The sequence below is a fragment of the Kutzneria kofuensis genome, from assembly GCF_014203355.1.
Classification (GTDB): Bacteria; Actinomycetota; Actinomycetes; order Mycobacteriales; family Pseudonocardiaceae; genus Kutzneria; species Kutzneria kofuensis.
The window spans coordinates 189,261-202,180 of record NZ_JACHIR010000003.1 but is presented as its reverse complement, the minus strand read 5'-3'; the positions used below and the strand labels follow the sequence as shown (position 1 = coordinate 202,180).

12 protein-coding genes are annotated in these 12,920 nt (G+C 69.8%); 7 read left to right on the top strand and 5 right to left on the bottom strand.

The window, feature by feature from the left end:
* Positions 1 to 203 precede the first annotated feature (203 nt).
* The 3 genes from BJ998_RS43180 (at position 204) to BJ998_RS43170 (ending at position 3,791) form a co-directional block, all read left to right on the top strand.
* Entirely contained in the window at positions 204 to 1,346 is a 1,143-nt protein-coding gene (locus tag BJ998_RS43180) for an HNH endonuclease signature motif containing protein (RefSeq protein ID WP_184869960.1), read from the top strand.
* Positions 1,347 to 1,716: 370 nt separating this feature from the next.
* Positions 1,717 to 2,913 (top strand): MFS transporter, encoded by a 1,197-nt coding sequence (locus BJ998_RS43175; protein ID WP_184869959.1) that lies wholly within the window; start codon positions 1,717 to 1,719, stop codon positions 2,911 to 2,913.
* Between the two features lie 71 nt (positions 2,914 to 2,984).
* Entirely contained in the window at positions 2,985 to 3,791 is an 807-nt protein-coding gene (locus BJ998_RS43170) for a chitosanase (RefSeq protein WP_376776062.1), read from the top strand.
* Between the two features lie 52 nt (positions 3,792 to 3,843).
* On the opposite strand, the gene BJ998_RS43165 is transcribed toward BJ998_RS43170, so the two are convergent.
* Entirely contained in the window at positions 3,844 to 4,680 is an 837-nt protein-coding gene (locus tag BJ998_RS43165; protein WP_184869958.1) for an SDR family oxidoreductase, read from the bottom strand.
* 49 nt (positions 4,681 to 4,729) lie between these two features.
* Here BJ998_RS43165 and BJ998_RS43160 point away from each other — a divergent pair, with 49 nt between their 5' ends.
* The 4 genes from BJ998_RS43160 to BJ998_RS43145 all read left to right on the top strand — a co-directional run bounded on the left by BJ998_RS43160 (position 4,730) and on the right by BJ998_RS43145 (position 7,881).
* Positions 4,730 to 5,155, top strand: coding sequence for a MarR family winged helix-turn-helix transcriptional regulator (locus BJ998_RS43160; protein WP_184869957.1), 426 nt, complete (start codon positions 4,730 to 4,732; stop codon positions 5,153 to 5,155).
* 120 nt (positions 5,156 to 5,275) lie between these two features.
* A complete protein-coding gene (locus tag BJ998_RS43155; RefSeq protein ID WP_184869956.1) occupies positions 5,276 to 5,719 on the top strand; it encodes a VOC family protein in 444 nt (147 codons plus the stop codon).
* Between the two features lie 19 nt (positions 5,720 to 5,738).
* Complete coding sequence (locus BJ998_RS43150) at positions 5,739 to 7,088, top strand: dihydrolipoyl dehydrogenase family protein (RefSeq protein ID WP_184869955.1); 1,350 nt, start codon at positions 5,739 to 5,741, stop codon at positions 7,086 to 7,088.
* Between the two features lie 43 nt (positions 7,089 to 7,131).
* Positions 7,132 to 7,881: an SGNH/GDSL hydrolase family protein gene (locus BJ998_RS43145; RefSeq protein ID WP_184869954.1), complete on the top strand. Its 750-nt coding sequence runs from the start codon at positions 7,132 to 7,134 to the stop codon at positions 7,879 to 7,881.
* A 264-nt stretch (positions 7,882 to 8,145) separates the two neighbouring features.
* Here the strand turns inward: BJ998_RS43145 and BJ998_RS43140 are convergent, their stop codons facing one another.
* The 4 genes from BJ998_RS43140 to BJ998_RS43125 form a co-directional block, all read right to left on the bottom strand.
* Positions 8,146 to 8,772 carry a DUF4360 domain-containing protein gene (locus BJ998_RS43140; protein WP_184869953.1) on the bottom strand — a complete coding sequence of 209 codons (627 nt, stop codon included), beginning with the start codon at positions 8,770 to 8,772 and terminating at the stop codon, positions 8,146 to 8,148.
* A gap of 142 nt (positions 8,773 to 8,914) precedes the next feature.
* Positions 8,915 to 10,780, bottom strand: coding sequence for a helix-turn-helix domain-containing protein (locus tag BJ998_RS43135; protein ID WP_184869952.1), 1,866 nt, complete (start codon positions 10,778 to 10,780; stop codon positions 8,915 to 8,917).
* 4 nt (positions 10,781 to 10,784) lie between these two features.
* Positions 10,785 to 12,071: an MFS transporter gene (locus BJ998_RS43130; protein ID WP_184869951.1), complete on the bottom strand. Its 1,287-nt coding sequence runs from the start codon at positions 12,069 to 12,071 to the stop codon at positions 10,785 to 10,787.
* Between the two features lie 19 nt (positions 12,072 to 12,090).
* A complete protein-coding gene (locus BJ998_RS43125) occupies positions 12,091 to 12,837 on the bottom strand; it encodes a 3-hydroxybutyrate dehydrogenase (protein WP_184869950.1) in 747 nt (248 codons plus the stop codon).
* Positions 12,838 to 12,920 lie beyond the last annotated feature (83 nt).

The window sequence follows — 12,920 nt, the reverse complement described above, 5'->3', positions numbered from 1 at the left end:
GGGACAGGCTCCGCCTGCCCCTCGCGCGGAGAGCTTAGGCCATCGTCCACCTCCACACAAAATCCACGCTCAGGTGTTCGGTGTCGACGGTGGGGTGGCGGCCGGCGCGATTATGCATGAAACCCCAGAGTGCGCCGATTATGCATGAAACAATCACCCGTTAGTGATTCGAGTTCGATCATGCGTGCGAGTATTCTGGAGGTATGGAAGAACTCACCCGCGAAATGGAGAACAGACCGCCCAGCGGGGACCTGTTCGACCTGATCATGGGTGTGGACTGGGCGAGGATGGACACCGACCAGTTGGTGACGGTGTCCATCCTCGCCCGCAAACTGAAGTCCGCCTGCGAATGGGTCGAACTGGCCGCACTACGCCGGACCGAGGACCCCACCGAGCTCGCCATGGCCCTCACCGAACCCGAACAGACCGTGGCCCGCCGCAAGGAAGCCAGCCAGGTGTTGGAGACGCTGCCCCGGCTGGCCGAGCTGCTAAGGCGTGGTGAGTTGGACTTTCGCCGGCTCGACGCCGTGCGGGAACGGGTCCAGCACCTGTCCCCCGACCTGGTTGCCGAGGTCGAAGACGCCCTGGTCGACATGGCCGCCGGGTTGAACCGCACCCAACTGTGCCGCAAGACCACCGCCCTGGTCGCCCACGCCGACCCCGACGGTTATGAGACCCGCTGCCGCAAGGCCACCAAGGACCGCCGGGTCGAGTTCTCCCCGCTACCGGACGGCATGGCCAAACTGACCTGGATCCTGCCCGCCACCGACGCCCACCTCGTGTTCCAACAACTCTGCAAAGACGCCAAAGCCCTCCCCACCGACGACCGCACCACCGACCAGAAACGCTCCGACGCCCTCCTGGACCGGTTGCGGGGCACGTCTCGGGACTGGAACGTGCGGACCTTCGTCACCCTCTCCATGGAAACCCTGATGGGCCTGACCAACGACCCCGGCCACCTCGCCGGCTACGGCCCCATCGCCGCCGACACCGCCCGCGAGCTGGCCATGCACGGCCCCTGGCGAGGCATCCTGCTCGACCAGTACCGCCACGCCACCGCCATCACCACCGACACCTACCGCCCCACCACCCTGATGAAGGAATTCGCCCACGTGTCCGCCGGCGGAACCTGCACCGCCCCCGGCTGCGCCAGCCCCATCCAAGAGCTGGACCACATCACCCCCTGGCCAGCCGGCCACACCACACCCGCCAATCTTCAGGGCCTCTGCACCTGGCACCACCACCGCAAACACGACAACTACACCGCGACCAGGGACCCGGACGGCACCTCACACTGGACCACCCCCACCGGCCGCCACTACACGACTCGCCCCTTCGAATACTGACCCCCGGTTCTTTGACAATTCCACAGCGACCGACTACCGCCAACCCGCCACCCCCAGCAATGCACTTGGGCCGATTTTGTGTGGAGGTGGACGATGGCCTAAGCTCTCCGCGCGAGGGGCAGGCGGAGCCTGCCCCGGAAATGCCCCTCGTAGGCCATCGTCCAGAGGCTCCACACCAAATCGGCCCACCAACAAAGCAAACCTCCCATCCCAAATGACAACCGCGACCGTCCCACACCGCCGAGCAACCTCAAACATCCACCCCCTCCATTCATTCCAAAACCCTTCGACCCACCTGATAGCCTCTTTTTAGTTCACTGGGGAGGGGGACGGGGTGGCCTTGCCGGCGTTCACGAGGATGTTCGGTTCCTTGGCCAGGTCGGAGTTCCGGTGGTGGTTCGGCAGCCAGGTGTTGTCCGCGTCCGGCACCATCACACAGTCGGTCGCCGTGTCGTGGCTGGTGCTCCGGCTGAACTCGAACGCGATCTTCCTGGCGCTGGTGACGGTCTGCACCATGGCCCCGCTGATCCCGCTCGGCCCGTGGGCGGGCTCGCTGGTCGATCACGTGGACCGCCGCCGGCTGCTGATGCTGACGCAGACCCTGCTCGCCGCGCTGTCGCTGCTGCTCGGCGTGCTGACGGCGACGGGCGCGATCCAACTCTGGTCGCTGTTCGCCATCTCCCTGGCCACCGGCGCGGTCAGCGCGGTGGACGGGCCGGCGCGGCAGGTGTTCGTCCGGGACCTCGTCGGCGGCGCGGGCGTGGCCAGTGCGGTCAGCCTCAACGAGGTCGTGATCAACGTGTCACGGGTGCTCGGGCCGGCGGTCGGCGGCGTGCTGCTGTCCACCGTGGGCGTCACGTGGGGTTTCGTGGCCAACGCGCTGTCGTTCGTCGCCCCGCTGATCGTGTTGCGGCAGACCGCCACCCGCTCCGATCGGATCGACCGCCCCGCGCGGGAACCCGGCGCGATCCGGGCCGGGCTCCGTTACGTCAGGGGACAGCCGGCGATCCTGGCCTGTGTCCTGCTGGCGGCCGCCACGGGCATGCTGTTCGATCTCGGTGTCGCGTTGCCGCTGCTGGCGACCACCGTGTGGCATCTCGGCGGCGCGGGATTCGGATCGCTGATGGCGGCATTCGGCATCGGCGCGCTGCCCGGGGCCGGCATGGCCGCGGCGACCACCTGGCCGACCGGACGCCGGGTCCGGGTCCTTGCCGTCGCCACCGGCCTGTCGGCGATCCTTGTCGGCTACGCCCCACATCCGATCGTGGCGTACGCAGGCATGATCATCGCTGGCTTCGCGTCCATCTGGTTCATCGCGATGGCCAACACGCTGGTGCAGGTGGAGTCGGCCCCGGCGATGCGGGGCCGGGTCATGGGTGTGTGGACCATGGCGCTGCCCGGAATGCTGCCGGTCACGAGCCTGGTGGCCGCCGGCATCACCGAGGGGCTCGGGCCGCGCACCGGCTTCGCCGCGTCGGGCGTGCCGCTGCTGCTCACCGTGGCGGCGGGCTGGCGGGCGCTCGGCCGGCACCGGAGTTCCGAGGACCGCTCGGCCTTGACATCATAAGGTTCCTTTACGAACATGAGGCTCCGCCGCCGAAGAAGATCCTCCAAACCCTGCCCCCTGGAGATGCTTCGGTGTCAACCGCATACACCCGGCGCTCGGTCCTGTCCGCAGCCGCCGTCCTTGCCCTGTGCGCCACGCTCGCACCGGCCGCCTCCGCGTCCAGCGGCGGCGACCTGAACGATCCCCAGAAGAAGGAGATCGCGATGGAGCTGGTGTCCAGCGCGGAGAACTCCACGCTGGACTGGAAGTCGCAGTACTCCTACATCGAGGACATCCACGACGGCCGCGGCTACACCGCCGGCATCATCGGCTTCTGCTCCGGCACCGGCGACATGCTGGAACTCGTCCAGCTCTACACTGATCGCAAGCCGAGCAACGTGCTGGCCAAGTACCTGCCGGCGCTGGAGAAGGTCAACGGCTCCGACTCCCACAGCGGCCTCGACCCCAACTTCAAGAAGGACTGGGCCACCGCCGCCAAGGACTCCGTCTTCCAGCAGGCCCAGAACGACGAGCGGGACCGGGTCTACTTCAACCCGTCGGTCAGCCAGGCCAAGTCCGACGGCCTCGGCGCGCTCGGCCAGTTCATCTACTACGACGCCATCGTCATGCACGGCCCCGGCGACGACGGCACGTCCTTCGGCGGCATCCGCGCCACCGCCATGCGCAAGGCCAAGACCCCGGCCCAGGGCGGCAACGAGACCACGTACCTCAACGCCTTCCTGGACGCCCGCAAGGCCGCCATGCTCACCGAGGAGGCCCACAGCGACACCAGCCGCGTCGACACCGAGCAGCGGGTGTTCCTGAAGGCCGGCAACCTCGCCCTCAACCCGCCGCTGAAGTGGAAGGTCTACGGCGAGCCCTTCGAGATCGACAGCTGACGCACTCGGGGGCCGCCGGTCGGCGGCCCCCACTCTCGTTGTGCCCCAACGCCTAGGAGACCCACTCGGTGGTCATGGCCTGGACGGCGGAGCCGTCCATGTCGGCGAGCTTGGTGGCGTTGAAGGTGCGGGCGACCTCGGAGGTCTGCACGCGGAACGCCGGCTTGTCGGCGGTGAGGGTGTCGACGATGGCAGCGGCGGCGTCCTCGGAGGACTGGGCGCTGGAGAAGGCGTCGCCGATGTGGTTCAGGACGTTACGCAGCTGAGGGGCGTAGGGGCCGGCGGCGTCAACCTGCGCGGGGTCGAAGCCGACGTTGGTGACGAACTCACTGGCCACCGCGCCGGGTTCGACGACGGTGACGCGAACGCCGTGGGCGCCGACGACCGGAGCCAGGGACTCCAGGTAGCCCTCGACGGCGAACTTGGCCGCGCAGTAGGACTCGCTGAACGGCTGGCCGACAACGCCGCCGACACTGGTCACGGCCAGCAGCCGGCCGCCGGAAGCGCGCAGGTGCGGCAGGGCGGGCTTGGTCACGTTGAGCATGCCGAAGAAGTTGACCTCGAACACGGCCCGGACCTCGTCGATCGACTCCTGCTCCAGGGTGCCGAGGTGGCCGGCGCCGGCATTGTTGATCACGGCGTCGAGCCGGCCGTGGTCCCGCACGACCTCGTCCACGCAGGCGGCCGCGGCCTCGGCGTCGGTGACGTCCAGCGCGCGGACGTCGATCAGGTCGGTGACGCCGGCGGTCGCGGCGGCCTCCAGCAGGGCGGACGACCTCGCGGTGTCACGCATGGTGGCCACGACCCGCCAGCCGGCCTTGGCGGCGGCGATGGCGGTGGCCAGGCCGATGCCGGTGGAGGTGCCCGTGACGAGCACGGTGTCGGTCATGTCGACTCTCTCTCACTAGTTATGGTTCATAACTATTATGCTTTATACCATGCCGGACGAGGACGTGACCCTGGACATGACCGCCGAGGTGGTGGACCTCATAGGCGCCATCACCCGCAGGTACGCGGCCGAGGCCCAGGCCGCCGCCACTCCGCACGGCCTGACGGCGATGCAGGCCAAGGCGCTGCGCGCGGCCCGGACGCCGGTGCCCATGCGCCGGATCGCCGAGGTGCTGCACACGGAGCCGCCGAACGTGACGCCGATCGTGGACCGGCTCGCCGAGTACGGGCTGTTGGAACGCCGCCCCAATCCCGACGACCGTCGCGGCAAGCTCGTCGCCGCCACCGAGGCCGGGCTGGCCGTCGTCGCCGACCTCGACGCCCGCATGCCCTTTGCCGGCAACCCCCTGGCCCCGCTGACCGACCGCCAGCGGCAAGCCCTCCGCGACCTGCTCAAGCTCGTCCTGGACGGCTAGGGTCCCCGCACCCTGGGGTCCCGGGGGCCAGGGTGTTACACGGGTTCGAAGAGCCCGGCCGCGGGAGCAACCTTGGGCCAGCGGTCATCACGGGATGACCCCGGAACAGGGAGTCCGATCATGGACATGAAGCTCGAGGTTGTGGTCCTGCCCGTTTCCGACGTCGACCGGGCCAAGGCCTTCTACACCCGGCTGGGCTGGCGCGAGGACGCCGACTTCCCCGGCAGGGACGGCTTCCGGGTGATCCAGCTGACCCCGCCCGGGTCGGCCGCGTCGGTGATCTTCGGCGCGAAGGTGAGCGGCGCCCGGCCGGGCTCGGCGCAGGGCCTGCACCTGGTGGTGAGCGACGTCGAGAAGGCCCGCGCCGAGCTGGTGGAGCGGGGCATCGAGGTCAGTGAGGTGTTCCACGACGCCGACGGCGTCTTCCACCACGCCGACGGGGAGAAGGACGTCACCGGCCCGGACCCGGAGCGCCGCAGCTACTCCTCGTTCGCCCGGTTCAGCGACCCGGACGGCAACGAGTGGGTGCTGCAGGAGATCACCACCCGCCTGCCCGGACGGTAGAGACGAAAGGGTGTCCGAGATGACCAACGATCGCTTCGACGCCATCGTGCTCGGTGGCGGCGCGCCCGGCGAGCACTGCGCGGCCGCGATCGCCGCGGGCGGCCTGCGGGTCGCCATCGTCGAGCGGGAGCTGCTCGGCGGCGAATGCTCGTACTGGGCCTGCATTCCGTCCAAGACGCTGATGCGTCCCGGCGAAGCCGTCGCCGGGGCGCGGGATGTGCCGGGCGCGCGGGAGGCGGTGACCGGTCCCGTCGACGCGGCCGCCGCGTTGGCCTGGCGGGACTTCATGGTCTCCTCCTACGACGACGCCGGCCAGCGGAAGTGGGCCGAGGGCGCCGGCATCGAGGTGCTGCGTGGGTCGGGCCGGCTGGCCGGCCCACACACCGTGGCGGTCGGTGACCGCACGTACACGGCGGACCATATCGTCGTCGCCACCGGTTCGGACCCGGTGATCCCGCCCGTCCCCGGGCTCCGTGAACTGCACGGAGTGTGGACGAACCGCGAGGCCACCGGGGCGAAGGAGATCCCGCGCCGGCTGCTCGTGCTGGGCGGCGGCCCCACCGGCGTGGAGCTGGCCCAGGCGTTCCACCGGTTCGGCTCGCAGGTCACGCTGGTCGACGGCGCCGACCGGGTGCTGCCCCGCGAGCCGAAGGCGCTCGGCGAGGCCCTGGCCGGGGCGCTGGCCGCCGACGGCGTCGAGCTCGTGCTCGGCCAGCACGCCAGCGCCGCCCGTGTCGAAGGCGACGAGTACGTGCTGGACCTGCCCGACGACACCCAGCTGCGCGGCGACAAGCTGCTGGTCGCCACCGGCCGGCGGCCGCGGGTCGACGGCATCGGCCTGGAGACGGTCGGCGTCGAGGCCGACCCGCACGGCATCGCCGTCGACGACCGGATGTCGGCCGGTGACGGGCTGTGGGCCATCGGTGACGTCACCGGCCAGTGGAACCTGACCCACGTCGGCGAGTACCACGGGCGGGTGGTGGCGTCGAACATCCACGGCCGCCCCCGGACGGTCGACTACGACGCCGTGCCGCGGGTGGTGTTCACCCATCCGCAGGCCGCCGCGGTCGGCGCGGCCGAGGGCGCGTACACCTCGACCATCCAGCTCTCCGGGGTACCGCGGACCGCCACCTACACCCGGGCCTACGACACCACTCCCGGTTTCCTCACCCTCGTCTCCGACGGCGCGGTCCTCACCGGCGCGTACGCCCTCGGTCCCGAGGCCGGCGAGTGGCTCCAGCAGGCCACTGTCGCAATTCGGGCACGGGTGCCGCTGGACATCATGTTGGACGTCATCCAGCCGTTTCCCACGTTCTCGGAGTCGTTCCTGCACGCGTTGCGGGACCTCGACCGCCAAATTCACGCCTGAGAACCACTGGCTAGGTCGACATGGTGTGTGGTACTCACATTTCATGCCTGGACTCATGGCGTTGCTGATCGGTTCGCTGATCGTCGCGGGTGCTCCCGGTACGTTCGCACCGGAGTACGCGGCGCTCGGCGACTCGTACGCGGCGGGGGTGGGCACACCGGGCTCTACCGGCCACTGTGGACGGAGCCCGGAGGCCTACCCCAGCCTGTACGCGGAGCAGCACAACCTGTTCAACACGCACCTGGTGGCGTGCAACAGGGCCAGCACCGCGGACGTGATCAACGACCAGCTCGGCGACCTCACCGGCGGGACGTCGCTCGTGAGCATCACCGTCGGCGGCGCCGATGCCGGCTTCGCGGACGTGATGTCGACGTGCGTGCTCGGCGGCGACGCGGCGTGCATCGACAAGGTCCACCAGGCGGAGAAGATCGTGAACGGGCCGCTCGGTGACAACCTGGAACGCACGTTCCAGGCGATCCGTGCGAAAGCACGCAACGCCAACCTGGTCGTGCTGGGGTACCCGCATGTGGTCGAGGACAGCGGCCCTTGTTCGCTGAGCGTCGCCAAGCGCAAGGCGCTCAACGAAGGCGCGGACCAGCTCGCCGAGGTGACGCGTGACCGGGCGGCGAAGGCCGGGGCGGCGTTCCTGGACGCGCGGCCGGCGTTCGCCGGGCACGGTTACTGCGCCCCCGACGCGTGGATCAACGGCGTGACGGCCCCGGACACCGATGGTTCCTTCCATCCCAACGAGGCCGGCCAGCGGTTGGGATACCTGCCGCTACTGAGCGGGTGACCGGCGGGCGTTGCGCTTGGCGCGCGGGAGGGTTCCGGCCGTCAGCACCAGCGTGGTCAGGAACAGCGCGACGGCCGGCGGCAGTTCGTCGGCGAACGCCGCCAGCGTGGCGCCGCCGCAGTACGCCGTAGACCTCGATCACCAAGCCCGCCGGCCACGGCAGGCACGCCGGGATTCTTTCCTCGCGGCGGCGGAGATACCCGGTGGGGGCGGACTCCCGACCTCCCGACCGGGAATCCGCCCCCGTGGCCGCTCACTCGGGTGTCAGCACTGCTTCCAGGCGAACTGGTAGACGGTGCTGACGCTGGCGTGCGAGGTGTCCATCTCGATGTAGCTGCCGTTGGCGGAGTTGGAGCTGCCGACGCCGGCGCGGAGCTCGGCGTTGATGTTCAGGTTCCGGTCGACGCCGCACGGGGCGTAGACGAGGACGTCGGCGACGTCCTGGGTCTGCCACTCGCCGTCGAACGGGCCGGTGAGGGAGTGCGGGACCCGCGCGGTGGGGGCGGTGCCGGTGAAGTAGTAGTTGGCCTGCTCCAGGGCGGTCGCGCCGGCGGCGAGGTGGGCGAAGCCGCTGTAGTCGGCCTCCGCGACGGCGTAGGTGAAGCCCGGCGGAACGTGGACCAGGACGTTGATCTGGCAGTTCTTGCGCTGGTCGACGGCGGCGGCGCCGGCCCCGGCGCGGGCGACGAAGTTGTTGTAGGTGACGGTGAAGGCGGTGTTGTCCGGCGAGACGACCGCCGTGGCGTCCGCGGTGCCGGCCGGGCAGCCGGAACCGTTGATGGTCTTGATATCGAGCGTGATCTTTCCGGGCGGCGGCGACGATGTCTGCGAATCGGTCACGGGTGTGAACAACGACAGGACGAGGCCGGCAACGGCCAACGCACCACGCATAATTGCCTCCGAAATGCGCGACAATTCGGTCGCACTGCGGAGATGAGGCTATAGCATTGATGCGAGCGGGCAGCCCACTGAACGGAGTAAAAGGTGGAAGTGCGGTCGCGGCGGCTCATCGGATGACGGGACGAACCCACCCTCACCCCGACAACACCATCAACCGCAACGCCAGCTGCACCTCCAACGCCTCATCGGGTTCCCGCCACCGGTCCCCCAACAACACCGTCACCCGTTCCAACCGCTGCACCACCGTATTCACATGGACGTGCAGCACGTCCTTGGCGCGACTCAAATTGCCGCCGCATTCGAAATAAGCCCGCAGCGTGGCCACCAGATCCGACCCGCGCGTGGCGTCGTAATCCAGCACCGGCCCCAGCACACTCCGCACATATCCATCGACATCCGCCCGATCCCCGAGCAGAACCCCCACGAATCCCAGCCCGCCCAGATCAGCCCCGCTGCCCTCCCGGCCCAGCGCCGACAACGCCCGCAGACAGCGCTCGGCCTGGCCGTACACCGCCACCAGCTCGCCAACCCCGGCTCCCGGCCCGGCCGCTCCGACGGTCACCGGCTTTCCCACCACGGACCCCAACTCACGCGCGAGCCGCTCGGCCAGCCGTCCCGGTTCCTCATCGCGGACGACCAACACCAGCCGGTCCCCGACCGTCCCGATCAAACTGTTCCGCGCCACCCGGCTGCCCGCCGCCACCGCGAGCCGATGCCGCGATTCCTGCTCCACATAGGCGACGAGAACAGCATGCGGCGCGGTCAGATCCACGCCGAGCCTTTTGCCGCGGGCAATCAGCCCCGCCGGATCGCGTTCGGGAGCCGTCAACAAATCGGTCAGCAACTCGCCGCGCACCCGATCCTCGGTCTCGGCCACCGATTGCCGCAGCAACAACAGCAACGCCGTCACCACACTCGCCCGCTCGAACAACCGCCGATCGGCGTCGGCCAACTCCCCCACACCCACCAACGTCAGACTGCCCAACAACGTCGGCCCGGCCACCACTGCCGAAACCCACATTCCGGCGCCGAGAACCGCCCGCCCGCCGACCCGGGACTCCTCGACCAGTTCGGCCGCCACTCCCGAAGCCCCGGTCCCCACTCGGGCCAACTCGCCGCCCGACGCGTCGTGCACGACAATCCCGCCACCCAGCATTTCCGCCAGAGCGGCGGCCACCCGCGTCACATCCCCGCCCCGCAACACCAAATCCGACAGCCGGTCGTGCGCCTCTTCGGCCCGCCGCATCGCCTCGTTGTGCCGGCGAATGGTCTCGTGCGCGGACTTCGCCTCCTCCATCCGCTGAGCGGCGTCCAACGCGATCGCCGCGTGATCCGCCAATGACGCCAACAGCGCCACCTCGGCCGTGCTGAACTCCCGGGTCACCCGGTCCGCCGCGTACAACACACCCAGCACCCGATCGCCCAGCTGCAAAGGCACGCCGAGAATCGCCACCAGTCCCTCGTCGACCACCGCGGCGTCGATCGTCGACGTGTGGTCGAAACGCGGATCCGGCAGGTAGTTCGTCGTCGCATACGGCCGCGCCGTCTGCCCGACAAGACCGCCGAGCCCCTCGCCCATGCCGAGAATCACCTGCTGGAACAAGGCGGACGTGCAGCCCTCCGTCACCCGCATATACGTCCGCCCGGCGCCGACGTCGTTCAAACTCAGATACGCGACGTCCGTCTGCAACAACATCCGCGCCCGATGCACGATCGCCCGCAACACCGCATCGGTGTCCCGCAACTTCGCCAAATCGCTCGCCGTGTCGAACAGCGCCGCCAGTTCCGCCTCACGCCGCCGGTGCTGCGTCAACGTCGCCCTGATCCGCAGCGCCGCGTCGGCCGCCCGCTCGATCCCGGCCAGTTCCTCCTCGCCCGCCCCGGCCCGGCTCGCGGACGTCACGACATGCGCGAACTGCTCGACCGATCCGCCCCGGTCGAGCAGTTCCAGCAGGCACCACAACGCCCGTGTCGTGGGGTCCCCGTCCACGCCGGTCATGATGTCAGGAATCCAGCGACCTGCCCGTCGTCTCGCGCGAAACGGTCACCGCCAGCACCGAGATCAGCGCCCCGGCCGCGACGTACACCGCCACCGGCACGGCCGACGCGAACGCCGCCAGCAACGCCGTCGCGATCAGCGGGGCCAGCCCGCCGGCCAGGATCGACGCCAGCTGGTAGCCGATCGACGACCCCGAATACCGCACCCGCGTCCCGAACAGCTCCGAGAAGAACGCCGCCTGCGGCCCGTACATCGCGCCGTGCAGCACGAGTGCCACGGTCGTCGCCGACACGATCGCCCACGTCGACCGCACGTCGAGGATGGCGAAGAACGCGAACACCCACAGCGCCATGCCGACCGCGCCGAACAGGTACACCGGACGGCGCCCGACCCGGTCGGACAGCGCGCCCCACAACGGAATCGCCACCAGCTCCACCGCCGACCCGATCAGCACGGCGTTCAACGCGGTGGACTTGGGCAGCTTCAGCGCCTCCACGACGTAGACCAGGATGAACGACGTGATCACGTAGTACGAGATGTTCTCGCCCATCCGCGCGCCCATGGCCACCAGCACCTCGCGCCACTGCGTACGCAGCACCGTCACCACCGGCGTCCGCTCCGGCTCGTCGGCGACCGCCTGGAACACCGGCGTCTCCTCGATCCGCACCCGGATCCACAACCCGATCGCCACCAGCAGACCCGAGAGCAGGAACGGGATCCGCCAGCCCCAGCTCGCGAAGTCCTGTTCGGACTGCACGGCCGCGAGCACCGCCAACACCGCCGTGGCCAACAGGTTTCCGCCCGGCGCGCCGGCCTGCGGCCACGACGCCCAGAAGCCGCGGTGCCGATCGCTGCCGTGCTCGGCGACGATCAGCACCGACCCGCCCCACTCGCCGCCCAGCGCGAATCCCTGCACCAGCCGCAGTGCCGTCAGCAACAGCGGCGCGCCGACGCCGAACGACGCGTAGCTCGGCAGCACGCCCATCAGGAACGTCGCGCCGCCCATCATCAGCAGGCTCAGCACGAGAAGTCGCTTGCGCCCCAGGCGATCGCCGAAGTGGCCGAACACCAGGCCGCCCAGCGGCCGGGCGCCGAAGCCGATCGCGTACGTGGCGAACGCCAGCAGCGTGCCGGTGAGCGGATCGGCCGTCGGGAAGAAGACCTTGTTGAACACCAGGGCCGCGGCCGAGCCGTAGAGGAAGAAGTCGTACCACTCCACGGTGGTGCCGATCAGGCTGGCCGTGACGACGCGGGCGATGCGTTCTCTTCGCGGGGACAGGGTTTCGGTCATCGTTGACTCCCTTGGAGGATCAGGACGCGGTCCAGCCGCCGTCGATCGGCAGGCTGGCGCCGGTGAGGTAGCCGGCCTCGTCGCCGCACAGCCACGTGACCAGCGCGGCCACCTCGCTCGGCTCGATCAGCCGTTTGATCGCCGAGCGCTGCAGGAACACGTCGGCGACGACCTGGTCGGGGTCGATGCCGTGGCGGGCCGCCTGGTCGTCGATCTGGCCGGCCACCAGCGGCGTGCGCACGTAGCCGGGGGCGACGCAGTTGCTGGTCACGCCGAAGGGCGCGGCCTCGAGGGCGATGACCTTGCTCAGGCCCTCGATGCCGTGCTTGGCCGCGACGTACGCCGCCTTGAACGGGCTCGCCCGCACCCCGTGCACGCTGGAGACGTGCACGAGCCGGCCCCAGCGGTTGGCGTACATGTGCGGCAGGCAGCGTCGGGCCAGCAGGAACGGGGCGGTCAGCATCACCTGCTGGATCAGCGCGAACCGGTCGGGCGGGAACTCGTGGACCGGCGCGACGGTCTGAATTCCCGCATTGTTCACGACGATGTCGACATCGGCCGGCAGCTCCTCGATCTGCCGGGGTTCGGCCAGGTCGACGACGTGGGCGGTGCCGCCGACCCGGCCGGCGACCTCCCGGGCGGAGTCCCCGTCGATGTCGACGACCAGCACCTTCGCGCCGGCGGCCGCCAGCGCCTCCGCGCAGGCCCGGCCGATGCCGCTGCCCGCCCCCGTGACCAGGGCGGTTCTCCCGTCGAGTGGCTGCATGGACGACCACCGTAGGCAGCCCGGCCGCCGCTGAACATGTGCGCGGCCACCACGGTGCGAGCCCGATTTGTGGGGTCTGGCAC